Origin of the sequence: Janthinobacterium sp. UMAB-60 (assembly GCF_900095235.1) — a bacterium.
In the GTDB taxonomy this organism is placed as follows: Bacteria; Pseudomonadota; Gammaproteobacteria; order Burkholderiales; family Burkholderiaceae_D; genus Janthinobacterium.
In genome coordinates, this window is record NZ_LT607487.1 from 251,069 (window position 1) to 276,912 (window position 25,844).

The following is a 25,844-nucleotide window of genomic DNA, read 5'->3' on the forward strand; positions in this document are numbered from 1 at the left end:
TGGCCGCGCGGCCAGCCTGGCACCTGACAGTGGAACGGCGCCTGCCGCGACAGGCAGACGGCGTGGCCGCTGGCATCGATCAGCAGGAAGTTGTCCTGGTTCTCGCGCCGCGGCAGGGGGCCGGCGCCCACGCTGCTGCCGGCGGCGGCATCGAGCCAGGGGCCGAAGTCAAGCGCGTCTTTGATTAAATGCATCGGTTGAGCGGTCCATGCGGCCAGCAATGTTGATCATAGGATACAGCTTAGCCGAAATTGTGCAGGGGCGATACCTTGCTTATCTAACAAAAAAACCTGCGGCAGCAGGCTGGCGCAGGTTTTAGAGGAGGCGGGTGCAGGGTGCTGCTTAGCGACGATGGCCCCAGCCGTGGCCACGGTCATGGTAGTCTCGGTCAGAGTAGTCGCGGCGGCCATGGTCGCGGTAGTAGCCGCGGCCCGGTTGCACGTAGACGACAGCTGGCGGGCCGTAGTAGCGTGGTGGCGGTGCGTAATACACGGGCTGCGGGGCCGGCGCGTAGTACACCGGTTGCGGCGCAGGCGCATAATAGGTTTCACGGTAGCCGCCGCGATAGCCGCCACGGTCATAATAGCGGTCATTCGTGCTGATGCTGTTGCCGACCGCGGCGCCAAGCACGCCACCGACGATCGCGCCATTGCGCCCGCCGGTGCTGTTGCCAATGGCCGCTCCGACAACGGCGCCTGCAACGGTATTGAAGTCGCGGTCACCGGCGACTGCGGCCGAAGACACAGCCACTGCCGCTACCATTACCGCACCCAGGAGTTTCTTGTTCAACATGGCATTTCCTTCCATTCCGGCGAGATCACAATGATCTGCATGGACTGGACTATATCCGCTGCTCCCCGCTTGTTCCATGTCTAATACAACTTCTTACATTCCTGCCCCGATGGTAACAAGTCAGCGCCCCCGCGCCTGCCATTCGGGCCGCAGCAGGCTGTACATTTTGACATCGCGCATCACGCCGTTGATAAAAAACGCCTGGCGCAGCAAGCCTTCCTCGCTAAAGCCGTTCTTTTGCGCGATGCGCTCGGAGCCGATGTTGAGCGGGTCCATCAGCAGTTCCAGCCGGTGATACGGATAGGCGTTGAACAGGTAGTCGACCACCAGGCGGGTCGCTTCGCTGATGTAGCCGCGCCCGTCCCGCTGCCGGTCGAACAGGCGGTAGCCGATCTCGCGCGAGGCTGGCGTGCGGCTCTTGAAGTGCGTGATCGTGCCGATGATGTGCTGGGCCTTGTCTTCGATGAGGAACAATTCGCTGTCCTCGGTGACAAAACCCGATTGCAGGAAGTCGCGCCGCATGGCCTCGGGCGACTTGAATTGCATCGAGAAAAACTCGCCGCGCGAAGGCAGGTCGTTGACGAGGGAAATATAGGCATTCAGGTCGGCGGCCTGCACATGCCGGACGGTACAGAGGGTTCCCTTGAGCATGGCGGTATCCGGTAGCGATCACGATCTTGATGGTAATCGACTCTGGGGGGAGAGGCAATCGATCCCGTAAAAGTTGCTGCAATGACAGAACAAATACGCTATCGTAGAAAGCCGCGCCTTGCCCCTGGCCACGGCGTACCCGCTTCGACCTCGTTGACTGGAATTGACATTACATGCATACCACCCTGACTGGCGCGCCACTGCGCCGTTCCGCTTTATTCATCGCCCTTGGCTGCGCCGTCAGCGCCGGCGCCTTTGCCGCCGCGCCAGGCAATGCGCCGCAGGCGCTGGCGCAGGTGCGCGACACGGCGCTGCACAGCGACTGGGCGTATGCCCGCCTGGCCGACATGACGGATCTGATTGGCCCGCGCCTGTCCGGTTCCGCCGGCGCGGCGGCCGCCGTGCGGCAGGTGGCCGAGACCATGCGCCAGCTGGGCGCCACCGTCACCTTGCAGCCCGTGAAAGTGCCGCACTGGGTGCGCGGTGTGGAAACGGCGGACATCGTCGACTATGCGGGCCGTCCGCAGGGCGTGTCGCAGCGCGTGGTGCTGACCGCCCTGGGCGGTTCGGGCGCCACCCCGGCCGCTGGCCTGACGGCGCCCGTGATCATCGTCAAGAGCCTGGAAGAACTCAAGGCGCGCGCGTCGGAAGTGAAGGGCGCCATCGTGCTGATCGACACGCCGTTCGACCAGGAGATGGCCGAGCGGGGCCTGGCCGGCGTCACCTACGGCCAGGGTTCGCGCTTCCGTTTCAATGGACCGAAGGCGGCGGCCGACCTGGGCGCGGCCGCCGCGCTGGTGCGTTCGGTCGGCGGCGCGAACTTCCGCATCCCGCACGCGGGCGCCACGGGCCTCGATGACAACAAGCGCATTCCCGCCGCCGCCGTCACCGTGGAAGACGCCTTGCTGATCGGCCGCCTGGCCGCGCGCGGCCCGCTGAAAATGCATCTGACCCTGACGCCGCAAAACCTGCCGGAAGCGGACAGCTACAACGTCATCGCCGACTGGCCGGGCACGGACAGGGCCGACGAAGTGGTGGTGGTCTCGGGCCACCTCGATTCCTGGGACCTGGCGACGGGCGCGCACGACGACGGCGCCGGCGTGGTGGCGGCCATGGGCGTGCTGGAAACCCTGAAAAAGCTCGACTATCGCCCGCGCCGCACCATCCGCGTGATCGCCTGGATGAACGAGGAAAACGGCGGCCGTGGCGGCCAGGCTTATTTCGAGGCCCACAAGCAGGCGCTCGGCAAACAATACGCGGCTATCGAGATGGACAGCGGCGCCGGCCGCCCGTTCGGCATCCTCGCCAGCGTGGGGCCGAAGTCGGAAAAACTGTTCGCCCCGCTGCGCGCGGCCCTGCAACCGATCGGCGCGCACGCGTTCACGCGCCGCGACGCGCTGGGCACGGGCGACTTGCACCGCCTGGAAACGGGCGGCGTGCCCAGCTTCGAGCCGCTGGTCGACAGCCACAGCTACTTCCACTACCACCACACGGCGGCCGACACCCTGGACAAGGTCGACCCGGAAAACCTGAAGCGCAACGTGGCGCTGATGTCGTCGCTGGCCTGGTTCCTGGCCAATATCGACGGCGAGATCGGGCGCGCGCCGGAGCAGGGCGAGTAAGCGCCAATGTCGCTACCCGATCTGAACCTGTTGATCGCCCTTGACGTGCTGCTGGCCGAAGGCAGCGTCACGCGCGCGGCGCGGCGTTTGCGTTTGAGTCCATCGGCCATGAGCCGCGCCCTGGCGCGCCTGCGCGAGACGACCGGCGATCCCTTGCTGGTGCGCGCCGGCCGTGAACTGGTGCCCACGCCGCGCGCGCTGGAGCTGCGCGCAAGAGTGGGACCCCTGTTAGGCGAGGTGCTGGCCGTGCTGGGGCCGGCGGAGCAGCTGGACCCGCGCCAGCTGGCGCAAACATTTACGCTGCGTTCGAGCGACGGTTTCGTGGAAAATTTCGGCCCGGCGCTGCTCGCGCATATCGGCGCGCAAGCGCCTGGCGTGCGCCTGCGCTTCGTGCAAAAGCTGGACCGCGAAAGCGTGCAGCTGCGCGAGGGCAGCATCGACCTGGAAACGGGTGTGATCGGCAGTCTCACCAGCCCGGAAGTGCGCACGCGCAGGCTGTTCGGCGACCGTTTCGTGGGCGTGGTGCGCAGCGGCCATGCGCTGGCGCAAGGCGACATCAGCGCCGAGCGTTATGCGGCCGGCCAGCACGTGCTGGTGGCGCGGCGCGACCAGGATACGGGGCCGATGGACGACGCCCTGGCCGCCCTGGGATTGCAGCGCACGATCGCCAGCATCGTCGGCGGCTTTACTGCGGCGCTGGCGCTGGCCGCCGGCTCCGACCTGATCGCCACCGTGCCGGAACGGCATACGGGCAATCTGCGCGCCGGCATGTTCAGTTTTGCGCTGCCGCTAGGCATGCCCGACCTGACCGTGTCGCTGATGTGGCATCCGCGCATGGATGCCGACCCGGCCCACCGCTGGCTGCGCGGCTGCGTGGTCGACGCCTGCGCGGCCCGGATCAACGCCAGTTGATGCCGCCGGCAGCGGCAGGTCAGGGCTTGCTCAGAGCGCGGCCGAACATGAAAATGGCCAGCGCGGCGAGTATCAGCGCGCTGGCGACGGCAAAGGTGGCGTGCATGCCGCCGATCATGGCGGCTGGCTGCGCGCCGGTGATATCGCCGGCGCCGGCAGCGAAGACGGCGCCCATCACGGAGGCGCCCGTGACGAGGCCCAGATTGCGCGACAGATTGAGCATGCCGGAGATGACGCCGCGCTGCTCGGGAACGATATCGCCCATCACGGCGGTATTGTTGGCTGCCTGGAACAGCGCGTAGCTGGCCGTGAGCAGCATGATCGGGGCGACGTAGCCGGGGATGCCCAGGCTGGCGGGCAGCAGGGCCAGCGCCAGGCAGGCGCCGGCCGCGCCGCACAGGCCCGCGCCGCCCATGCGCTGCGCGCCGTAGCGGTCCACCAGCCAGCCGGACGGCACGCCGCAGAACGCCGCCACCAGCGGCCCGGCCGCCAGCACCATGCCGTTGACGGCCGTGCCCAGGCCCAGGCCGCGCGCCAGGTAGAAGGGGCCGACCACCAGCGTGGACATCATGACCGTCGAGACCAGCATGCTGGTCGCCAGGCCGGCGCCGAGCACGGGCGCGCGCAGCATGGCCAGGCGGATCAGCGGTGCCGGCGCCTTCAGTTCGACCCGGACGAACAGGACGGCGCCGACGCAGGCGGCCAGCAGCAGCGCCACGTTGCGTGCGCCGAAATGGCCGCGGCCCAGGGTCATGGCCAGCGCATACGCGCCCAGGGTCAGCGCCAGCAGCACGGTGCCGCGGTGGTCGAACACGGGACGCTTGGCGTGCGCGCCGCGCTGGTCGGCCGGCAGGTAGCGCCAGGCCAGCAGCAGCGCCACGGCGGCCAGCGGCACGTTGACGAGGAAAATGGCTTGCCAGCCGAAGCACGCGATCAGCAGGCCGCCCAGCGCGGGGCCGAGCGTGGTGCCGACCGCCGACATGGTGCCGAGCAGGCCCATGGCGCTGCCCGTCCTGGCCTTGGGTACGGTGCTGCCGACAAAGGCCATCGTCAGCGCCATCATGACGGAAGCACCCAGGCCCTGCAGGGCGCGCGCGGCAACCAGCAGCCACAAGGTGGGCGCCAGGGCGCACAGGATGGAGGCCATGGCAAACAGCGCGATGCCGGCCAGCAGCAGGCGGCGCCGGCCGAGCATGTCGCCGAGGCGCCCGACGCTGACGATCAGGGCGGTGATGGCCAGCAGATACGCCAGCACGATCCATTGCACATCCTGGAACGGTGCCTGCAGGGCCCTGGCCATGTCGGGCAAGCCCACGTTGGCGATGCTGGTGCCCAGCGCTGGCAGCAGCATCGCCAGGGACAGGCTGGCCAGCGCGCCGCGCACGGGTGTGGTGACGCTACCAGCTTCGGTGGCCTGCTGCTCGGGCGGTACGGGTTTTGACGGTGGTTGCATGGCGTGGTGGATCCTCGAATAGGGTCACCACATGGTACTGAGGGATATTGCATGGCGGAAGACGCATCATTTGCATTGTGTTATTGCGTTTGACGCCATGTGCGGAGCGGTGCCTTCGGACTTCAATCTGAGTAGCCCTGCATAGCGTCCGCCGCATCGTGGCGGATGCCCCACCACGGCAGATACGCATGGTTTTCGCCGCGCGCGCGGAACCACGGTTTGTCGTGGTCGATAGGGCGTACTTTGTCTGGCGGCGCGACCAGCACGCCCGTGACGCTGGCAGGATCGCTGGTGCCCGCCACCAGCACGCTCTTGCCGACGTGGTTAGCATGGGCGACGCCCAGGGCCACATTGGTCAGCGCCGTGCCGGCGCCCATCTCGCCCAGCAGCGCCGGCGTATTGAAGGTCTGCGGCAGGAAGTCGAAGCCCGGCACTTCCAGGGTCAGCGCCTGCGCCAGCTGACCCTGGCGGTCGGAGGAGGTGGGCAGACTCTTGCTGGCGTCGTGGATGATGTAGCCAATATCGGTTTCCGTCTTGCCGCCATGGCGCGCCGCTTCGGCAAATAGCGCCTGCCACGCCTGCACGGCGCGCGGCGGCTTGTCCTTGGCCAGTTCAAAGTCCGCCACGCTTTTCGTGGCCGGATAGCCTACCCACGCCAGCGCCGCCCGTTCCGTTTTGTAATCAGGGCCGGCCAGCACCAGCAGCACCAGATTTTCATTGATCTGCATGGTTTTCGGCCGGCTCGGCGCATCCCAGTTCATGACCCACACGGCTTCCTTCGGATGCGCTTCCAGGTAGGCCAGCGCGGCTTGCAGGGAGACGAAGCCTGCATTGTTGCCACCCAGGGTGATGCGCACGTCGGGCGGAGTGGCGCGGGTCCAGAGGGTGGGGAAATTGACATTGCCGATGTTAAAGGTGTCGATGATGCGTTCGCATGTAGTGTTTTTTGCCTCTTCTAGGTCCAACTTACCCGCAGGCAGGGCATATTCGACGCGGATGCCCGCCAGTTCTGTTTTTTATCCTTGGGGTAGACATGGTAGAAGTAGGTGGGGCTGGAATAGTAAATGTCGTGGAAATTGCTCATCAGCTCGCGCAGATACTTATGGTGATAACCCTTGAACGTTTCCGTGCCATCGAGATCGTGAGTAATGGGGGCGACTGCCTGCAAGGTGCTGAAGCCCCTGGGATCCGTCCTGACCATATCGTCATTCTTGTTGGGTTTGGCCAGGCCGAGCGTCCATAACAGTTGCCACTCGGTCGGATAGTCGAGCCGTTGCAGTGGATTGAGCCACTGCAGACCCACGACTTGTAAGCAGGAAAAGGCGGCGCCAAAGTGAACTCAGGCAATCTGCACTGTATGCGGATTGCCTGAGGTGGAACTTGCGTGGTGTCAAGAAAGGAGGTGCGATGGGCGCGGAGTGCCCGAGGCAATCAGATCGCGTTCAGCGGTATTTTGAGGTAGCGCACGCCGTTGTCTTCCGGCTCGGGCAGCTTGCCCGCGTTGATGTTGACCTGGATGGCGGGCAGGATCAAGGTCGGCATGTCCAAGGTGGCATCGCGGCCCGTGCGCATGGCCACGAATTGTTCTTCCGTGATGCCGTCGCGCAAGTGGATGTTGCCGGCGCGCTGTTCGGCCACCGTCACTTCCCAGCGCGGCGCGCGGCCGTTGGGCGGATAGTCGTGGCACATGAACAGCCGCGTTTGCGGCGGCAGCGCCAGCAGGCGCTGCACGGAGCGGTACAGCAGGGATGCGGAGCCGCCTGGAAAGTCGCAGCGGGCCGAACCCACGTCCGGCATGAACAGGGTGTCGCCGACGAAGACGGCGTCGCCGATCTGGTACGCCAGGTCGGCCGGCGTGTGTCCGGGCACATGCAGGGCGCGCACCTCCAGCTTACCAATATGAAACACCTGGTCGGGCGCGAACAGCTGGTCGAACTGCGAGCCGTCGGCCCTGGCGTCATCCTGGTGGTAGACGGCGGCGAAGGCCTGCTGCACCGTCTGGATGGCGGCGCCGATAGCCACGTCGCCGCCCAGCTGCTGCTGCAGGTAGGGCGCGGCGGACAGGTGGTCGGCATGCGCGTGGGTTTCCAGCAGCCAGCGGCACTGCAAGCCGTGTTCGCGCACGAAGGCGATCACCTTGTCGGCCGACGTGGTCGAGGTACGGCCCGCTTTCGGGTCGTAGTCGAGCACGGAATCGATGATGGCGCAGTCCTGGCCATCGGCCTCGTACACGACATACGTGACGGTGGCGGTGGCGGGGTCGAAGAAAGCTTGGATTTGTGGGGTCATCGCGGCGGCAAAGTACGAACAGGGAAGGACATTATATCGCCAGAGTACGCTAAAAAAATGCTGCAAATTGACATTGAGCATGCGAAAAACAGATAAGCGGGCATGCATGCGCCCGTCGCAGTCGTGCGCACCCTGGCGCTTGCAGCATGGTAACCTCATTCCTCCAAGGAGGAATTCATGAACGATATACCTGCACGCAGCGAGCAATACCGCGGTTTTACGATTTCCGTGACCCCGCAAAAGGATAACGACGATTTATGGGATTTTACCTACCGCCTGCAGCGCGAGGGCGAGAGCGCGGCGCAAGCGATTACGCGCAGCCGCACCTTGGGCGGCTATGCGGCGCCCGAGACGGCTTGCACGGCCGGGATAGAAGTGGCCAGGACGGAAGTGGATAATCTGCTGCGTCCTTGAGCCAGCGTAAATCGTTTAGCCCGAAAGTCAGCCTGACCGCGCGCCGGCGCGTGAAACACGTCGCTAGCGGTCCCGCTTCATGCTACGATTTCCACTATTGAGTCAGTCACCAAGGAGGCACCCATGGAAAACAGTTCTAAAATTCACTATAAAGGCTGGGAAATCGTTCCCCTGGCCGTGCCCACCACCGATGGCAAATGGTCGGCCAGCTGCGACATCGAACGCGCCACCGCGGAAGGCCTGGAAGTATTCGAAGGCTCGACCATGCAGTTCGTGCGCGACGACGAGGATGGCGCCATTGCCGCCGCCTGCGAAGAAGCCGTGCGCCAGATCGACAACATCATCGCCAATCCGCTGGTGCGGCTGGCTTAGCTCCTGCATTTTCAGCAAACCTGCAGCCGGCGCCCGCCGGCTGTTTTTTTATGTGCGCGCCCGGTGGCAGTCTGGTCTGTTTCATGTTTCAATGTTTCAAATGGAATGATTGAAACATATTTGAAACATCATTGTCATGCATTGTGACATCGCTGTTCCCGTGCGTGACAGCGCGTGCAGCGCCGTTGCGTGGCCATTTCCCCTGGTTTTCACTGTGCGTGACGCATTTTCCGGGCCGGTGTGCGGTGCTGGCACGGCATTTGCAATACTGATGCTCATAGCCACTCCGTGAAACATTCGGGACCATCCGAAACCCATAAGGTGAACACATGACTCAATACTCCGCAGGTGCCGCATTCCGCAAGGCCGTCCAGGAAGAATCCCCGTTGCAAGTCGTCGGCGCCATCAATGCCAACCACGCCTTGCTGGCGAAGCGCGCCGGTTATAAAGCCATCTATTTGTCCGGCGGCGGTGTCGCGGCCGGCTCGCTGGGCTTGCCCGACCTGGGTATTTCCAGCCTGGACGACGTGCTGACCGACATCCGCCGCATCACCGACGTGTGCGACCTGCCGCTGCTGGTCGATGCCGACACGGGCTTCGGTTCGTCCGCCTTCAATGTGGCGCGCACCGTGAAATCGATGATCAAGTTCGGCGCTGCCGGCTTGCATATCGAAGACCAGGTGGGCGCCAAGCGCTGCGGCCACCGTCCGGGCAAGGAAATCGTCAGCAAGGAAGAGATGGTCGACCGCATCAAGGCGGCCGTCGATGCGCGCACGGACCCCAACTTCGTCATCATGGCGCGCACCGATGCGCTGGCCGTCGATGGCCTGGAAGCGGCACTGGAACGCGCCGTCGCCTGCGTCGAGGCGGGCGCCGACATGATCTTCCCGGAAGCCATCACGGACCTGGACATGTATGCCACGTTCGCCAAGGCCGTCAACGTGCCTATCCTGGCCAACATCACGGAATTCGGTTCCACGCCGCTGTTCACGCTGGACGAACTGCGCAGCGCGCACGTGGGCCTGGCCCTGTATCCGCTGTCGGCCTTCCGCGCCATGAACAAGGCGGCCGACAACGTCTACCGCGCGCTGCGCCGCGACGGCACGCAAAAGAATGTCGTCGACACCATGCAGACGCGCATGGAGCTGTATGAATCGATCAATTATCACGACTTCGAGCAAAAGCTCGACGCGCTGTTCGCCGCGCAAAAGAAATAAGTAAAGAAGCAGGGACCGCATGCCGGTCCCGCATTGACGCACCCGAGACTATTCAATCTGGAGAACACAATGACCGCACCGCAAGTCGCTACTTTCAAGCCTAAAAAATCCGTCGCCCTGTCCGGCGTTACCGCCGGCAATACGGCGCTGTGCTCGGTCGGCAAGACCGGCAACGATTTGCACTACCGCGGCTATGACATCCTGGACGTGGCCGATAGCTGCGAATTCGAGGAAATCGCCTACCTGCTGGTGCACGGCAAGCTGCCGACCGCCGCTGAATTGAAAGGCTACAAGGCCAAGCTGAAATCGCTGCGCGGCTTGCCGTCGGCTGTCAAGTCGGCCCTGGAAGCGCTGCCGGCCGCCGCCCACCCGATGGACGTGATGCGCACGGGCGTGTCCGTGCTGGGCTGCACCCTGCCGGAAAAAGACGACCATAACGCGCCTGGCGCGCGCGACATCGCGGACCGCCTGATGGCGTCGTTCGGCTCCATGCTGCTGTACTGGTACCACTACAGCCATAACGGCAAGCGCATCGAAGTGGAAACGGACGACGACTCGATCGGCGGCCACTTCCTGCACCTGCTGCATGGCGAAAAACCGTCGGCATCGTGGGAAAAAGCCATGCACACGTCCTTGATCCTGTACGCGGAACACGAATTCAATGCCTCGACCTTCACCAGCCGCGTCATCGCCGGCACGGGTTCCGACATCCATTCGGCCATCACGGGCGCCATCGGCGCGCTGCGCGGCCCGAAACACGGCGGCGCGAATGAAGTGGCGCTGGATATCCAGAAGCGCTACGACAATCCCGACGAAGCGGAAGCGGACATCCGCGAGCGCGTGGCCAACAAGGAAGTGGTGATCGGCTTCGGCCACCCCGTCTACACGATTTCCGACCCGCGCAATAAAGTCATCAAGGAAGTGGCGCGTTCGCTGTCGCAGGAAGCCGGTTCCACCAAGATGTTCGACATCGCCGAGCGCCTGGAATCGGTCATGTGGGAAATCAAGAACATGTTCCCGAACCTGGACTGGTTCTCGGCCGTGTCGTACCACATGATGGGCGTGCCGACGGCGATGTTTACGCCGCTGTTCGTCATTTCGCGCACCTCGGGCTGGGCCGCCCACATCATCGAGCAGCGCATCGACAACAAGATCATCCGCCCGAGCGCCAACTACGTGGGTCCTGAAGACCTGGAATTCGTGCCGATCAAGGACCGCAAATAATGAGCGCCGCAATGAGTACCCCAATGAACACCCTGCACCGCAAACCCTTGCCGGGCACCCAGCTAGACTATTTCGACACGCGCGCCGCCGTCGATGCGATCCAGCCAGGCGCCTACGCCACCTTGCCTTATACCTCGCGCGTGCTGGCCGAAAACCTTGTGCGCCGCTGCGACCCTGCCACCCTGAACGCCTCGCTGAGCCAGTTCATCGAACGCCGCCGCGACCTGGACTTTCCATGGTTCCCCGCCCGCGTTGTCTGCCATGACATCCTGGGCCAGACGGCCCTGGTCGACCTGGCCGGCCTGCGCGACGCCATCGCGGCCCAGGGCGGCGACCCGGCCCTGGTCAACCCCGTCGTGCCGACGCAGCTGGTGGTCGACCACTCGCTGGCCGTCGAATGCGGCGGCTTCGACCCCGATGCCTTCGCCAAGAACCGCGCCATCGAAGACCGCCGCAATGAAGACCGCTTCGATTTCATCGACTGGACCAAGAAAGCATTTAAAAATGTCGACGTGATCCCGCCAGGTAACGGCATCCTGCACCAGATCAATCTGGAGCGCATGTCGCCCGTGATCCAGGTGCAAAATGGCGTAGCCTATCCCGATACCCTGGTGGGTACGGATTCGCACACGCCCATGGTCGATGCGCTGGGCGTGATCGCCATCGGCGTGGGCGGCCTGGAAGCGGAAAGCGTGATGCTGGGCCGCGCCTCGTGGATGCGCCTGCCCGACATCATCGGCGTCAAGCTGACGGGTAAACCGCAGCCGGGCATCACGGCCACCGACACGGTGCTGGCGCTGACGGAATTTTTGCGCAAGCAGAAGGTCGTCTCGTCCTACCTGGAATTCTTTGGTGAGGGCGCGTCGCACCTGACCCTGGGCGACCGCGCCACGATTTCCAACATGGCGCCGGAATTCGGCGCCACGGCCGCCATGTTCTACATCGATGCGCAAACCATCAAGTATCTGAAATTGACGGGCCGCGACGACGAACTGGTGAAACTGGTGGAGCTGTATGCGAAGGAAACGGGCCTGTGGGCCGACAGCCTGGTCGACGCCGAGTACGAGCGCGTGCTGACGTTCGATCTGTCGTCCGTCGTGCGCAATATCGCGGGTCCGTCGAATCCGCACAACCGCGTGCCGACGTCGGAACTGGCCGCGCGCGGGATCTCCGGCGTGGTGGAAAACGAGCCGGGCAAGATGCCGGACGGCGCCGTCATCATCGCGGCCATCACCAGCTGCACCAACACGAACAATCCGCGCAACATGATCGCCGCCGGCCTGATCGCGCGCAATGCGAACCGCCTGGGCCTGACCCGCAAGCCGTGGGTCAAGTCCTCGCTGGCGCCAGGCTCGAAAACCGTGGAGCTGTATCTGCAGGAAGCGGGCCTGATGACCGAGCTCGAAACATTGGGCTTTGGCGTGGTGGCGTTTGCCTGCACTTCATGCAACGGCATGTCGGGCGCGCTCGACCCCGTCATCCAGGAAGAAGTGGTATCGCGCGACCTGTACGCCACGGCGGTCCTGTCGGGTAACCGCAACTTCGATGGCCGCATCCACCCGTACGCGAAGCAGGCTTTCCTCGCCTCGCCGCCGCTGGTGGTGGCCTACGCGATTGCCGGCACCATCCGCTTCGACATCGAGAAGGACGTGCTGGGCATCGCCCCGGACGGCAAGGCTATCCAGTTGAAGGATATCTGGCCGTCCGACGAGGAAATCGACGCCATCGTCGCTTCCAGCGTCAAGCCGGAGCAGTTCCGCAAGGTGTACATCCCGATGTTTGCCGCGCAGGTGGACGACGGCATCAAGGTCAGCCCGCTGTACGACTGGCGTCCGCAGACGACGTACATCCGCCGTCCGCCGTACTGGGAAGGCGCGCTGGCTGGCGCACGCCCACTGAAAGGCATGCGTCCGCTGGCCGTCCTGGGCGACAACATCACCACCGATCACTTGTCGCCATCGAATGCCATCATGCTCGATAGCGCGGCCGGCGAATACCTGGCGAAGATGGGTTTGCCCGAGGAAGACTTCAATTCCTACGCCACGCACCGGGGCGACCACTTGACGGCGCAGCGCGCCACGTTCGCCAACCCGACCCTGAAAAACGAAATGGTCATCGAGGACGGTAAAGTCAAAGCGGGTTCGCTCACGCGCATCGAGCCGGAAGGCACGATCTCGCGCATGTGGGAAGCCATCGAGGTGTACATGGAGCGCAAGCAGCCCCTGATCATCATCGCCGGCGCCGACTATGGCCAGGGTTCCTCGCGCGACTGGGCCGCCAAGGGCGTGCGCCTGGCCGGCGTGGAAGCCATCGTGGCCGAAGGTTTTGAACGCATCCACCGCACCAATCTGGTGGGCATGGGCGTGCTGCCGCTGGAGTTCCTGCCTGGCGTGAACCGCAAGACCCTGGGCCTGGATGGCAGCGAAACCTATGACGTCGTGGGCGAACGCACGCCGCGCTCCACCTTGACGTTGCTCATCCACCGCAAGAACGGCGAAACGTTGGAAGTGCCCGTCACCTGCCGCCTCGATACGGCGGAAGAGGTGTCGATCTATGAGGCGGGCGGCGTTCTTCAACGATTCGCGCAGGATTTCCTCGAGTCGTCCAAGGCGGCGTAAACCAGACGGGTAGGTCGGATTAGCGCTTGCGCGTAATCCGACGCTGTCTGCCAAAACCCGCCAACAATGTGTCGGATTACGCGTGGCGCTGCCCCGCTAATCCGACCTACCTCTTTCCAGGAGTGACATGAGCCACACCCCCCAAATCAAGATCCCCGCCACCTATATGCGCGGCGGCACCAGCAAGGGCGTGTTTTTCCGCCTGCAGGATTTGCCCGCCAGCGCGCAAGTGCCGGGCGCGGCGCGCGATGCGCTGCTGCTGCGCGTGATTGGCAGCCCCGACCCCTACGGCAAGCAGATCGACGGCATGGGCGGCGCCACGTCGAGCACCAGCAAGACGGTGATCCTGGCGAAAAGTAGCAAGCCGGAGCACGACGTCGACTACCTGTTCGGCCAGGTCTCCATCGACAAGCCCTTCGTCGACTGGAGCGGCAACTGCGGCAACCTGTCGGCGGCAGTCGGCTCGTTCGCCATCGCCAGCGGGCTGGTGGACGCTGCGCGCGTGCCTGCCAACGGCATCGCCACGGTGCGCATCTGGCAAGCCAATATCGGCAAGACCATCATCGCCCACGTCCCCGTGACGCATGGCGAAGTGCAGGAAACGGGCGACTTCGAGCTCGATGGCGTGACCTTCCCGGCCGCCGAAGTGAAACTGGAATTCCTCGATCCGGCTGCGGAGGAAGAGGGCGGCGGTGGTGCTATGTTCCCTACCGGCAACCTGGTTGATGACCTCGACGTGCCCGGCATCGGTGTCTTGAAAGTCACGATGATCAACGCCGGCATCCCGACGATTTTCGTCGATGCGCAGGCCATCGGCTACACGGGCACGGAACTGCAGGACGCCATCAATGGCGATCCGGCCGCGCTGACCCGTTTCGAAACCATCCGCGCGCACGGCGCACTGCGCATGGGCTTGATTTCCCACCTGGACGAGGCGGCGAAGCGCCAGCACACGCCGAAAGTGGCCTTTGTCGCCAAGCCGGCCGGCTATGTCTCGTCCAGCGGCAAGCGGGTGGAAGCGGGCGAGATCGACCTGCTGGTGCGCGCCATGTCGATGGGCAAGCTGCACCACGCCATGATGGGCACGGCGGCTGTCGCCATCGGCACGGCGGCGGCCATTCCCGGCACGCTGGTGAACCTGGCGGCGGGCGGCGGCGAAAAAACCAGCGTGCGCTTCGGCCACCCGTCCGGCACCCTGATGGTGGGTGCGCAAGCGCAGCAGGTCGATGGTCAATGGAGCGTCACCAAGGCCATCATGAGCCGCAGCGCGCGCGTGCTGATGGAAGGGACTGTACGCATTCCCGGCGACGCGTTTTAGGAAAAAATACGCAGGCGAATGGCACGCAGACGACGCACATAAGCGGCGCCCGGGCCAGTTCGCCCGGACCCGATACAAGATTGCACGCCTACCGGAGGAGACATGAATTTCGCAGCATTTTATCAACGCTCGATCGACACGCCTGACGCTTTTTGGCGCGAGGAAGCGGACAAGATCGATTGGCATACCCCGTTTTCGCAAGTGCTTGATTATTCCCGCCCGCCGTTCGCCAAATGGTTCGTCGGCGGCACCACCAATTTGTGCCACAACGCCGTCGACCGCTGGGTGGACAGCCAGGGCGATGCCGCCGCGCTGATCGCCATTTCCACCGAAACCAATACCGAGCGCACTTACAGCTTTCGCGAACTGCAGCGCGAAGTGGAACGCTGCGCCGCCATCCTGCTGTCGCTGGGCGTGGTCAAGGGCGACCGCGTCCTGATCTACATGCCGATGATCGCCGAGGCGGCCTTTGCCATGCTGGCGTGCGCCCGCATCGGCGCCGTGCATTCCGTGGTGTTCGGCGGTTTTGCCGCCAACAGCCTGGCCAGCCGCATCGACGATGCGCAGCCCAAGCTGGTGTTCTCCGCCGATGCCGGTTCGCGCAATGGCAAGGCGATCGCCTACAAGCCGCTGCTCGACGAAGCCATTCGCATCGCCGCGCACAAGCCGCGGCAGGTGCTGCTGGTCGACCGCCACCTGGTGCCGATGGAACTGACGCCGGGCCGCGACGTCGATTACGCGACCCTGCGCGAGCAGCACCTGGACGCGCAGGTGCCCGTCACCTGGCTCGAATCGAACGAGCCGTCGTACGTGCTGTACACCTCGGGCACGACGGGCAAACCGAAGGGCGTGCAGCGCGACGTGGGCGGCTATGCGGTGGCGCTGGCGTCGTCGATGCAGTACAACTTCTGCGGCAAGCCCGGCGAAACCTTCTTTGCCACCTCGGATATCGGCTGGGTGGTGGGACACTCCTACATCGTGTATGGCCCGCTGATCGCCGGCATGGCCACCATCCTGTACGAGGGCTTGCCGATCTGTCCCGATGCGGGCATCTGGTGGAGCATCGTCGAGAAATACAAGGTCACGCGCATGTTCTCGGCGCCCACGGCCATCCGCGTGCTGCGCAAGCATCCGGTGGAACTGATGCGCAAGTACGACCTGTCTTCATTGAAAGCGCTGTACCTGGCGGGCGAGCCGCTCGATGAAACCACCTCGCAATGGATCGCAGATGAACTCAAAGTGGACATCATCGACAACTACTGGCAGACGGAGACGGGCTGGCCGATCCTCTCGGTGGCAAAAGGCGTGGCCGATACGCCGACGCGCCTGGGCAGCCCGGGCATGGCCATGTACGGCTATCAGGTCAAGCTGCTCAACGAAGCGACGGGCGAGGAGTGCGGCACCAACGAAAAGGGCGTGCTGGTGCTGGAAGGCCCGCTGCCGCCAGGCTGCATGCAGACCGTGTATGGCGACGACGAGCGTTTCGTCGAGACCTACTGGTCCACCTTCAGCGACCGGCAGGTGTATTCCACGTTCGACTGGGGCGTGCGCGATGCGGACGGCTATTATTTTATTCTGGGCCGCACCGATGACGTGATCAACGTGGCCGGCCACCGCCTGGGCACGCGCGAAATCGAGGAAAGCATCACCAGCCATCCGAACGTGTCGGAAGTGGCGGTGGTGGGCGTGGAAGACAAGCTCAAAGGCCAGGTGGCGATGGCTTTCGTGATCCTGAAAAATCCGCAGGGCTTCGACAGCGTTGAAGCGAAAGCGGCACTGGAACGCGAAGTGATGGCCGTGGTCGACCGCCAGCTGGGCGCCGTGGCGCGGCCCGCGCGCGTGCTGTTCGTGCCACAGTTGCCGAAGACGCGTTCGGGCAAGCTGCTGCGCCGCTCGATCCAGGCCATCTGCGAAGGGCGCAGCCCGGGCGACCTGACGTCGATGGACGATCCGGCATCGCTGCAGCAGATCCAGGCGGCATTGACGTCAACGCCATGAGGCAAGCGAAGTTTATCAATCGATAGACTTCGCTCTCAAATCCGGTCGCTTTCCTTGCGCACGACCCTGCCGACGATCAGGCATTCATTGCCGCGGCACAGCTTGCGGTGGTATTTGCGCTGGTCCGGGTTGTCCGAGGTCAGCCACCATTCTCCGATATCGCGCGCCATGCGCTTGACCACCGGTTCGCCTTCGTAATTGATGGCAAACACAATGCCGTCGGCCGGCCGCTTGTCGGCCGTATTGATGATCACCACGTCGTCCTCGTACAGGGCCGGCTCCATGCTCTCGCCCTTGACCTTGATCGCCACCAATTTTTCAGGGTGGTAGCCATTGCGATCGACCCAGCTGCGCGGCACGCTGATGCTGCTGCCGTCGTGCGTTTCCGGTTCGATGGCAAAGCCCGTGATGCCGGCCGACAGGCGCAATTTCACCTTGCGGATCGGGTAGAAGCGCGCATCTTCGCCATCGAGCACCACCACCGGCTGTACTTCACCCAAGGCGCGTGCCGCCAGTTCCGCCTGGTCGGGCGCCGCCCCCTGGTCGAAGTACATGCTGTCGAGCTGCAGGTCCGCTTCCAGCTTGCGCGCGATTTTTTCGCTGAAGGCGCGTCCCTCGCGGTAGGTGGGCGAGAGAATTTGCGAGATGCGCGCCTCGCTCCAGCCGCTGACGTCGGAAATTTTCTTGCGCGTGTTGTCGTAGTGCTCGCGGATCAGGGCCAGCAGGCGGTCGCGTCTGTATTGATACATATTCATCTCCACATTAAACCTGAAATTTACCGTTTGATAAATTACCAAATGCTTGACTTTAACATTAGCGATTGATAAAGTCCACTCGTTGCCTGTCGCAAACGCACTACAGCGTTTGCCGGTGGGCGACACCACGGGAGGTCAGGCAGATGTTGAACAGCAGTCAGTTGGTGGAAAGCAGGATGGCGCCGCGCCAGGGGCGCCAGTTACAGGGACGCAGCAGGAAGTCGCAGCTGCATATCGCCCGCATCGCCCAATACATACGCGAGCAGGGGCAGGCCAGCGCGGCGCAATTGTCCGCCTTGCTGGGACTCGATGCGGGCACCATGAGCCGCTATTTGCGCCACATGTGCGGCATGGGACAGATCCACCTGGCGCAGCGCCATTGCACGGAACCGGGACGCCAGCGACCCGCCCTGTACGCGCTGGGCGAACCGGACGAGGAGGTCGACGGCTGGGCCGAACTGCCGCCGCAGGTGCGCCGCACGGCATGCTGGCCACGCGGTGCGGCGCGCCGCGATCCGCTGGTGGCGGCCTTGTTCGGACCGGCGCAAGGGTAGGGCAGCAAGCCGCCTTCTCAAATGAATGACAGCAAGCAAGCTGCCAAGCGCAGTTTTTTTGCCGCAACTGAAAGCACATCATGCATATCGATATCACCGCCGCAGGGGCTGCCTGGATCAAGCTGCTGGGCGTCCCCTTGCTGGCCGCCTTCTTTGCCACCTTGCTCAGCTTCATGGTCATGTGGCCACGCAACTGCAAGGAGGCGCTCATCCGTATTTGCTCCAGCATCATCATTGCCACGTTTGCCGGTCCCGTCCTGGTGTCGGCGGTGCTGGCGTGGTGGCCCGGCTTGTTTGACAGCGCGCAAACGGTGGCGGCGCTGTATGGCTGTGATCCGGCCACGGGCTTCCTGTTCATTGCCGCACCGCTGATGGCGCTCGTCGGTTTGCCGGCGTGGTGGCTGGTGAGTGCCAGCGTGCGCTGGTTCGACCGGCGCCGCGACAAGGATATCGGTGAACTGGCGGCGGATGCGGCCGCTGCCGTCAAGGAGGTGCGGACGCGGCGCTGACGGCGCTGGCGTCCCCTTTTAGTGCATGCTGACGGCAGCGCGCCTGAAATCGGTGCGAAGGGCGAAGGCGCCATGCGCCTCATGCTGGTTTGTCGCCACAAACTGTATACAATTCCACCTGGCACGAAGCGTGCATGGCATACCTTGGTCATCCCATCCAAGGAGCTTCGCATGCCTCATCCACCGCCAGTGTGTTCCTGTCGTCCCGTTTCTCTCTTGCTTTTCCGTTGTACCTGCGCCCATCCGGGCCGCGGCAACCCAGGAAATGGAGCGTAAATGGCCTCTCCCCGCCTGAAATCCATCCACCGCAGCGCTCCGGGCGGCACGCCTGCCGCGCCATCGCCCGTCGATGAAATCCTGCCAGCCGGCAAGCTGTTCACCCTCGGTTTGCAGCATGTGCTCGTCATGTATGCGGGTGCCATCGCCGTGCCGCTGATCGTCGGCCGTGCCCTCAAGCTGCCGCCCGGGCAGGTGGCGGCATTGATCAGTGCCGACCTGTTCTGCTGCGGCCTGGTGACCCTGATCCAGTCCCTGGGCATCGGCAAGTACTTCGGCATCCGCCTGCCCGTGATGATGGGCGTGACCTTTGCCGCCGTCAGTCCCATGCTGGCCATGGCGAACAACCCGGCCCTGGGCATCACCGGCATCTTTGGCGCCGTGATCGGCGCCGGCGTGGTCTCCATGCTGATCGCGCCCTTCATCAGCCGCCTGCTGGCCCTGTTTCCGCCTGTGGTCACCGGCAGCATCATCGCCGTGATCGGCGTGTCGCTGATGCGCGTGGGCGTGAACTGGGCCATGGGCGGGCCGCCCGCCATGGCGCAAATTGCCGATCCCGCCTTCCTCAAGATGGCCGCTGCCGCCACGGCGGCCGGCTTGCCTGCGCCGCTTGGCCCCGTGCCGCTGATTGCCAACCCCGGCTACGGCGCGCTGGATAACATGGGCATCGCCTTTTTCGTGCTGGCCGTCATCTTGCTGGTGGCCAAGTATGGCCGGGGGTTCCTGTCGAATATCGCGGTATTGATCGGCATCATCGCCGGCACGGCCTTGTCGTTTGCGTTGGGCAAGGCCGATTTTGCCAAGGTGGCCAGCGCCAAGGCCTTTGCCATCGTCACGCCGTTTCAGTTCGGCATGCCGACCTTCGACGTGGTCGCCATTGTGACCATGAGCCTGGTGATGATCGTCGTCATGATCGAATCGCTGGGCATGTTTTTGGCGCTGGGCGAAATGACGGACAAGCGCATCACGCAAGACGACATCAGCCGCGGCTTGCGCGTCGATGGCCTGGGCACGCTGATCGGCGGCATCTTCAATACCTTCCCGTACACCTCGTTCTCGCAAAACGTGGGCCTGGTCGGGGTGACGGGCGTGCGCAGCCGCTGGGTCTGCGTAGCGGCCGGCATCATCCTGCTGGTCATGGGCGTGATCCCGAAGATCGCGCAGACGGCCGAAGCCGTGCCGGCGTTCGTGCTGGGTGGGGCAGGGCTGGTGATGTTCGGCATGGTGGCCGCCACCGGCATCCGCATCCTGGCCGGCGTCGACTACAAGAGCAACCGCAACAACCTGTTCATCGTGGCCTTGTCGATCGGCTTTGGCATGTTGCCGCTGGTGGCAGAGCAATATGCACAGCACATGCCGAAGGCCCTGTCGCCGTTGCTGCACAGCGGCATCCTGCTGGCCGCCATCGTGGCCGTGCTGCTCAATCTGTTTTTCAACGGGCTGGCGTCAAGCGAAAAAGCGCGGGAGCAGGCGCGCGAGAACAGTCATGGCAGCGAGTGAGGAGAGTCGCCCCGCGCCGGCCTGCTGGTCAGCCAGGCGGCAGAATTCTGAGCACCACGCAATTGCGTCCCGCATCCTTGGCGTGGTATAGCGCGGCGTCGGCCAGCCGCAACAGGGCGTCGGGATCGGCGGCGCCCGGTGGCGACTGGACCGCGATGCCGACGCTGATCGTCACCTGTGCCGCATCCGCACTCGCATGGGGGATGGACAGCTCTTCGATGGCACGCCGCAGCGCGTCGCCGATCTGGCGCGCCTCGTCCGCGCCCGTGTTCGGCAGCACGATCGAAAACTCTTCGCCGCCGTAGCGCGCCGTCAGATCGCCTGCGCGCCGCATGCCGGCCGCCAGCGCCTGCGCGACCCGGATCAGGCAGGCGTCGCCGGCCTGGTGGCCGTGACGGTCGTTGAAGCGCTTGAAGTAGTCGACATCGAGCATGATGACGGCCAGCGGCTGGCCGACGCGCGTGGCGCGCGCACATTCGGCACGCAGCACGTCGTCGAAATGGCGCCGGTTCGACAGGCCCGTCAGGCCGTCGGTGATGGACAGGGTCGCCAGCTTGCGGTTGGCGTCCTCCAGCTGTTCCGTGCGTTCGGCAACGCGCCGCTCCAGGCTGTCATGCAGCCTGGCGCTGGAGATCGAGATCATCGCCTGTACACCGAGCATGCGCAGGAAGGCGACGCGCTCCTGCGTGAACGAGGCTTCTGCCAGCCGGTTCTCGAAGTACAGGATGCCGTCGATCTGGCCGCCGTGCCGGATCGGCAGGCACATGACGGCGCGCGGCCGCTGCAGTTGCACGTACGGGTCGGCGGCAAAGCGCGAGACGCCCGTGATGCTGTCTTCGATCACCTCCGCGCCAGTGCGGATCACGTAGCGCAGCAGCGATAGCGGGAATTGCGGGTCGCTGGCGGCGTTCAGGTCGAGCCGCCGCGCTTGCAGGACGGTGACGCCATCGCCATCGATATTGGCCTCCAGCTGGTAGCTGCCTTCGGATAGCAGCAGCAGGCGCGCCACTTGCCCGCCAGCGTTTTCGCATACGATGGAAATGAGGCGTGTCAGTACATTGCGCAGGCCGACTTCGTTCGACAGGATCTGTGCCGCCTTCAGCAGCGACACCAGGTCGAGCGCGGAACTGCCGTGCGTGTGGGGGCCCACATGCGACAGCGTGGCGCGGCCATCCATCCGTGACAGCAGCGCAGCGTGGCGCGCCCGCAGTTGCGTCACCTTGCCCTCTGCGCCCCACTGGCCGTAGTGCGCGATGGCGTCCTGGATGAAGACGCCGGCCACGCGCGCGTGGCCCTGCTCGGACCAGTATTCGCCGCACAGCTCATTGCCCAGCGCTTGCACGTTGACGTAGCCTGCCAGGCCGGCGGCGTCGACCGCCTGCCGGTAATGGCGCGTGGCCAGCTGCAGATCGTCCCGGTAGCGTGCCATCTCGGCCATCACCAGCAGATGTTTGGCAGCGCTATTGTCCGAGCCTTGCCTGGCCCACTCGGTGAGGCTCGCCTGCAGTGCATCGATCACGCTCAGCACCGCGCCCGCATCGGGTCGCGCCGGGTCGCGTCGCAAGGCGCGGATCAGGATCAGCGCGGTGTAGAAGCTGCACTCGGCAACCTTGGCCTGGCCGCGCATGATCTGGGTGACGATGCCGAGCTGACCGGCCAGCAGCTCGGCGTCGGCGCCGTCGAACAGGTAGGCGTTGCGGATCTTGCCTTGCAAATAGTAGGCGCGGTACAGCTGCGAGTCGCCATACTGCTTGAGGAAGCGCGCCTCGCTGAACGTCGCATCATCGTAGCTGTCGTGCCGGGGCAGCAGGCCCATCAGACATTTGATCGGCTGGACAGCGGCGGCGACGCAGCAATCGGCCATCGCCTGCTGGCCGTTGGCGCGCATCAGCGCCAGGTCGTGCTCGATGTCGTGCATCAGGTGCGGCAGATAGTCGCCGAGGATCATCCGTTCGGTGGCGCGCACGGCCGCCACCACGCCGACCTGCACGAAATCGGCGATTTCCAGCGCCCAGCCAAAGGCTTCTTCGTACAGGGCGTCGGAGCTGCGCAGCGGCTGCGTCCAGTGGCTGATGAGCGCACCGAACATCAGGCCCGTGAGTGTGCGCGTCTGCAGATTGGCACGCTGCCTGGCCAGCGCCATCGCCATCGCGCCGAAGTCGTAGCCGCGCGCCACGTCGCCGTCGTACAGCGCCAGCATCAGCGCGTAGCCGACATAGGCGACGGCGCTGAAATCGCTGTTCCCCCGTTGCATGGACAGCCGCGTCATCGACACCACCATCAGCGCGCTCAGATCCTGCTGGCCGGCGTAATAGCTGGCCATCCACAGGCCCTGCATCATCTGCATCGCGGCCACCGCGTCCGGCGCGCACATGTCGCCGGCCGCCAGCAAGGTGTCGGGCGCCTGCGTGCCAGGCAGCCGCCCGATATCGGCGAGGATGTCGTCGAAACGCGCCTTCATGTGCGCGACATCGTGCGGAATGGCGATGTTCAACTGCGCCAGGCCTTCGCGCTGCACGGCGATGGCGTCGAGCAGGCGGCCCTGCAATTGATACTGGTGCGCCTGGATGGCAATGCAGCGTACCTGCAGCAGCGGGTGCAGGCTGCGGGCGCGCACCAGCGGATAGATCGCCTCGGCGGCATCGAACTGCCCGCACAGGTACGCCGCTTCGGCCGCGCCCAGCTGCAGGTCGAGCCAGAGGTCGGCGTGGACGCTCCACGCCTCTGCCGGCAGCAGGCCCAGACCAATTCGCATGTGCTCCAGCGTGGCCTGGAACGCGGCCGAGCGTCGTGCCTTGCCGCCGGCCTGCAGATTGAGCGCCGCCAGCTGCACGCGCTCATCCGCATCGTCGAGCAGCGCACGGCCGGCGTTGAGCTGCTCGACGATTTCAAACAGTGTTACGTCCTGGTGCTCCGGCGTGGCATGCCGCAGCAGCAGGCGGCCGATGCGAAGATGGTTGGCCGCGCGGGTGCCGGCATCGGCGACCAGGTAGGCTGCCTGCTGCACCCGGTCGTGCAGGAAACGGTAATTGACGCCGCTGTGGCCGGCACGGGTGTCGCCATCGACGTATTTATAGCGTTCGTCGAGCGGTTGGACGAGTCCTGCATGGAGCGCCGGCCACAAGGCTTGCTGCGTGTGCCGGGGCGAGCGGTCCGTTGCCAGTGCAAGCGTGTCGAGCGTGAAGCGGTTGCCGCTGGAGGCGGCCAGTTGCAGCAGGTGCTGCGTTGCCGTGGGCAGGCGGTGGATTTTCTCCAGCAGCACATCGACCACGTTGTCGGTATATTTGACCTGTTGTATCGCGGGCAGGTCCCAGTCCCAGCAATCGCCTTCGGCCCGGTAGCGCAGGTGGCCCGTCTCATTGAGCGAAGCGAGGAACTGGTTGAGGAAAAATGGATTGCCGGCCGTCTTGTTGTAGCAAATGCGGGTCAGGGGCGCGCAGTCAGGTGCCGCCACGCGCACGGTAGCCGCTACCATTTGCGCCACCTGCGGCTCGCTCAGGGGGCTCAGTAACAGCGTGGACAGGCACACCTCGCGTGCGAGCAGCTTGTCGCGCAGCGCGATGAGCGGGTGCGCGGCGCTCACTTCGTTGTCGCGGTACGCGCCGATGAACATCAGGCAGCACTTGTCGCAGGAGAGCATGAGCAGCTCGATCATCCGCAAGGTGGCCGCATCGGCCCATTGCAGGTCGTCCAGGAACAGCACCAGCGGATGCCCGGCGCAGGCGAAGACTTCGACGAAGCGGGGGAACAGGCGGTCCAGGCGCAGCTGGGCCTGTGCCGGCGCCGATGCGGGCAAGGCGTCGGTGGGGCCGACGATCAACGCCAGTTGGGGAATCAGTTCGACCAGCACGCCGATGCCATCGCCCAGGGCGCCGTGCAGTTTTTCGGACCACTGCCGCAGCGTTTCCTCGGGCTGGCCCAGCAGCTGGCGCACCAGCCCCTGGAAGGCCTGGATCAGCGAGGCATACGGTACGTCGCGCTGGAGCTGGTCAAATTTTCCGGACAGGAAGCAGCCGCGCCGGGCGACGATCGGTTTCTGCACTTCGTTGACGACCGCCGACTTGCCGATGCCCGAATGGCCGGCCAGCAGCAGCATCTCGCAACTACCCGCGGCACTGCGTTCAAACGCCGCCAGCAGCACGGCGATGGCATCCTCGCGCCCATGCAGCGTCTGCGGCACAAGGAAGCGGCGATTGTGGTCGGACAGCTTGAGCGCCTGCGCCGGCTTGTTCGCGTGGCATGCTTCGAGGTCGCGGCGCAGGCCTTGCAAGCTCTGATAGCGCTGATCGGCATTTTTTTCCAGCAGCCGCTGGATGATCGGCAACAGCTGGCCAGGCAAGTCGGCGAGTGCAGGGTGCGACCAGTCGGGACTGCGGGCAATGTGGCAATGCACGAGTTCCATCGCGTCGCCCGCCTCGAACGGCGCCTGACCGGCCAGCAGTTCGTACAGGGTGGCGCCGAGCGCATAGAAATCGGCGCGCCAGTCGGCCCGCCGATTCATGCGCCCCGTCTGTTCCGGCGCCATGTAACGCAAGGTGCCTTCCAGGGCCTGGAGACTGACGATGCCAGGGCTTTCGTATGGCAGTTCACAGGCGATGCCGAAATCGGTCAGCTGCAGCAGACGCCGATCGGCGTTCCACACCAGATTGGATGGATTGATGTCCTTGTGGATCACGCCATGACGATGGACCTCTTCCAGCGCCGCGCACAGTTGCAGCGCGATGTCGAAAAAATCCTCCAGCGCCAACGCAGGCTGCGCCGGCGTCCTGCGCGCCGCCAGCTGCGTGCGCAACACCTGGTCGAGCGCCTGGCCGCCGCCATCTTCCTGCAGCATCGTCCAGCACCCGCCGTGCAACTGCAGCGCCAGCGGATGCACCACGCCAGGATGGCGGCAGCGGCGCGCGATCGCATACTCGCGCTTGAATTGTGCCAGTTGCTGAAAGGAAGGGAACTGCTGATTGGGCTTCTTGACGATCAGCGCGGTGCCATCAGCGGCCCTGGCGCGATACACCCGCGAGCGGCCACCGCTGTGCAGCTGTTGGATGATCTCGTGGTCGAAAAGGGAGCTCATGGGCTTAGCGGTACACGGACGGTTGCGGGAGCCTTGAGGCGCACATTTCGAATGTCTTACTTCGTTGCAAGTATTATATCAGTAGGCAGCCGTGGAGTGAGGGCGGGGCACGTGGTGCAACGGGTGGTGTTGTATAAAAGCCGGCAGGGCTGTGACGGCCGCGTGCCGGCAACTGGCCAGGTCGGTGGGGGCGTGTGCGACGCTTGCTTGTTTTACTGCCACGGCCACGGTGATGGCTTGGCCGGACAGGTCGGCGTTCATGCAATGCATGATGCTGAAATCCGCGTGCGGATGCAGGC

At 64.6% G+C, this 25,844-nt stretch carries 21 protein-coding genes and 1 pseudogene; 12 read left to right on the forward strand and 10 right to left on the reverse strand.

What is annotated here, in order from left to right; translation table 11 throughout:
- From K0F86_RS27515 to K0F86_RS12600, 3 genes and pseudogenes are all read right to left on the reverse strand, one after another.
- Window positions 1-194: pseudogene (locus tag K0F86_RS27515) on the reverse strand (protein phosphatase); the annotation flags it as partial.
- Window positions 195-342: 148 nt separating this feature from the next.
- Window positions 343-792: a glycine zipper 2TM domain-containing protein gene (locus K0F86_RS12595; RefSeq protein WP_219134690.1), complete on the reverse strand. Its 450-nt coding sequence runs from the start codon at window positions 790-792 to the stop codon at window positions 343-345.
- Window positions 793-912: 120 nt separating this feature from the next.
- Window positions 913-1,443: a GNAT family N-acetyltransferase gene (locus K0F86_RS12600; protein WP_219134691.1), complete on the reverse strand. Its 531-nt coding sequence runs from the start codon at window positions 1,441-1,443 to the stop codon at window positions 913-915.
- A gap of 173 nt (window positions 1,444-1,616) precedes the next feature.
- On the opposite strand from K0F86_RS12600, the gene K0F86_RS12605 reads away from it, so the two are divergent.
- Both K0F86_RS12605 and K0F86_RS12610 read left to right on the forward strand, forming a co-directional pair.
- A complete protein-coding gene (locus K0F86_RS12605) occupies window positions 1,617-3,065 on the forward strand; it encodes a M20/M25/M40 family metallo-hydrolase (RefSeq protein WP_219134692.1) in 1,449 nt (482 codons plus the stop codon).
- A gap of 6 nt (window positions 3,066-3,071) precedes the next feature.
- The gene (locus K0F86_RS12610) at window positions 3,072-3,977 is read left to right on the forward strand and encodes a LysR family transcriptional regulator (protein WP_219134693.1); all 906 of its coding nucleotides are present in this window, start codon (window positions 3,072-3,074) and stop codon (window positions 3,975-3,977) included.
- Window positions 3,978-3,996: 19 nt separating this feature from the next.
- Here the strand turns inward: K0F86_RS12610 and K0F86_RS12615 are convergent, their stop codons facing one another.
- The 4 genes from K0F86_RS12615 to K0F86_RS12625 all read right to left on the reverse strand — a co-directional run bounded on the left by K0F86_RS12615 (window position 3,997) and on the right by K0F86_RS12625 (window position 7,719).
- On the reverse strand, window positions 3,997-5,430 hold the full coding sequence (locus tag K0F86_RS12615; RefSeq protein WP_219134694.1) for an MFS transporter: 1,434 nt from the start codon (window positions 5,428-5,430) through the stop codon (window positions 3,997-3,999).
- A 122-nt stretch (window positions 5,431-5,552) separates the two neighbouring features.
- Window positions 5,553-6,395, reverse strand: a complete 843-nt coding sequence (locus K0F86_RS12620) for a hypothetical protein (RefSeq protein WP_257572133.1) — start codon at window positions 6,393-6,395, stop codon at window positions 5,553-5,555.
- Window positions 6,386-6,733 (reverse strand): hypothetical protein, encoded by a 348-nt coding sequence (locus K0F86_RS27520; protein WP_257572134.1) that lies wholly within the window; start codon window positions 6,731-6,733, stop codon window positions 6,386-6,388. Before K0F86_RS27520 ends, K0F86_RS12620 begins: the two co-directional genes overlap by 10 nt.
- A gap of 128 nt (window positions 6,734-6,861) precedes the next feature.
- The gene (locus tag K0F86_RS12625; protein WP_219134695.1) at window positions 6,862-7,719 is read right to left on the reverse strand and encodes an MBL fold metallo-hydrolase; all 858 of its coding nucleotides are present in this window, start codon (window positions 7,717-7,719) and stop codon (window positions 6,862-6,864) included.
- Window positions 7,720-7,896: 177 nt separating this feature from the next.
- Here K0F86_RS12625 and K0F86_RS12630 point away from each other — a divergent pair, with 177 nt between their 5' ends.
- The 7 genes from K0F86_RS12630 to K0F86_RS12660 all read left to right on the forward strand — a co-directional run bounded on the left by K0F86_RS12630 (window position 7,897) and on the right by K0F86_RS12660 (window position 16,880).
- Window positions 7,897-8,133 (forward strand): hypothetical protein, encoded by a 237-nt coding sequence (locus tag K0F86_RS12630; RefSeq protein ID WP_219134696.1) that lies wholly within the window; start codon window positions 7,897-7,899, stop codon window positions 8,131-8,133.
- A gap of 123 nt (window positions 8,134-8,256) precedes the next feature.
- Complete coding sequence (locus K0F86_RS12635) at window positions 8,257-8,505, forward strand: hypothetical protein (protein WP_096236077.1); 249 nt, start codon at window positions 8,257-8,259, stop codon at window positions 8,503-8,505.
- A 329-nt stretch (window positions 8,506-8,834) separates the two neighbouring features.
- Window positions 8,835-9,722, forward strand: a complete 888-nt coding sequence (gene prpB, locus K0F86_RS12640) for a methylisocitrate lyase (RefSeq protein WP_096236075.1) — start codon at window positions 8,835-8,837, stop codon at window positions 9,720-9,722.
- 69 nt (window positions 9,723-9,791) lie between these two features.
- Window positions 9,792-10,946 carry a 2-methylcitrate synthase gene (prpC, locus tag K0F86_RS12645; RefSeq protein ID WP_219134697.1) on the forward strand — a complete coding sequence of 385 codons (1,155 nt, stop codon included), beginning with the start codon at window positions 9,792-9,794 and terminating at the stop codon, window positions 10,944-10,946.
- A gap of 23 nt (window positions 10,947-10,969) precedes the next feature.
- Complete coding sequence (acnD, locus tag K0F86_RS12650) at window positions 10,970-13,564, forward strand: Fe/S-dependent 2-methylisocitrate dehydratase AcnD (RefSeq protein ID WP_219134727.1); 2,595 nt, start codon at window positions 10,970-10,972, stop codon at window positions 13,562-13,564.
- A 127-nt stretch (window positions 13,565-13,691) separates the two neighbouring features.
- Window positions 13,692-14,882 (forward strand): 2-methylaconitate cis-trans isomerase PrpF, encoded by a 1,191-nt coding sequence (prpF, locus tag K0F86_RS12655; protein ID WP_219134698.1) that lies wholly within the window; start codon window positions 13,692-13,694, stop codon window positions 14,880-14,882.
- Window positions 14,883-14,984: 102 nt separating this feature from the next.
- Window positions 14,985-16,880, forward strand: coding sequence for a propionate--CoA ligase (locus K0F86_RS12660; RefSeq protein WP_219134699.1), 1,896 nt, complete (start codon window positions 14,985-14,987; stop codon window positions 16,878-16,880).
- 35 nt (window positions 16,881-16,915) lie between these two features.
- Here the strand turns inward: K0F86_RS12660 and K0F86_RS12665 are convergent, their stop codons facing one another.
- Window positions 16,916-17,629: a S24 family peptidase gene (locus tag K0F86_RS12665; protein ID WP_219134700.1), complete on the reverse strand. Its 714-nt coding sequence runs from the start codon at window positions 17,627-17,629 to the stop codon at window positions 16,916-16,918.
- Window positions 17,630-17,778: 149 nt separating this feature from the next.
- On the opposite strand from K0F86_RS12665, the gene K0F86_RS12670 reads away from it, so the two are divergent.
- The 3 genes from K0F86_RS12670 to K0F86_RS12680 all read left to right on the forward strand — a co-directional run bounded on the left by K0F86_RS12670 (window position 17,779) and on the right by K0F86_RS12680 (window position 20,474).
- The gene (locus K0F86_RS12670) at window positions 17,779-18,189 is read left to right on the forward strand and encodes a FeoC-like transcriptional regulator (protein WP_219134701.1); all 411 of its coding nucleotides are present in this window, start codon (window positions 17,779-17,781) and stop codon (window positions 18,187-18,189) included.
- A gap of 80 nt (window positions 18,190-18,269) precedes the next feature.
- On the forward strand, window positions 18,270-18,698 hold the full coding sequence (locus K0F86_RS12675) for a hypothetical protein (RefSeq protein WP_071076698.1): 429 nt from the start codon (window positions 18,270-18,272) through the stop codon (window positions 18,696-18,698).
- Window positions 18,699-18,974: 276 nt separating this feature from the next.
- Complete coding sequence (locus K0F86_RS12680; protein WP_257572135.1) at window positions 18,975-20,474, forward strand: nucleobase:cation symporter-2 family protein; 1,500 nt, start codon at window positions 18,975-18,977, stop codon at window positions 20,472-20,474.
- 28 nt (window positions 20,475-20,502) lie between these two features.
- Here the strand turns inward: K0F86_RS12680 and K0F86_RS12685 are convergent, their stop codons facing one another.
- Complete coding sequence (locus tag K0F86_RS12685; protein ID WP_219134702.1) at window positions 20,503-25,545, reverse strand: diguanylate cyclase domain-containing protein; 5,043 nt, start codon at window positions 25,543-25,545, stop codon at window positions 20,503-20,505.
- A 78-nt stretch (window positions 25,546-25,623) separates the two neighbouring features.
- The coding region (locus tag K0F86_RS12690) for a hypothetical protein (RefSeq protein ID WP_219134703.1) at window positions 25,624-25,844 on the reverse strand (221 nt) is incomplete at its 5' end.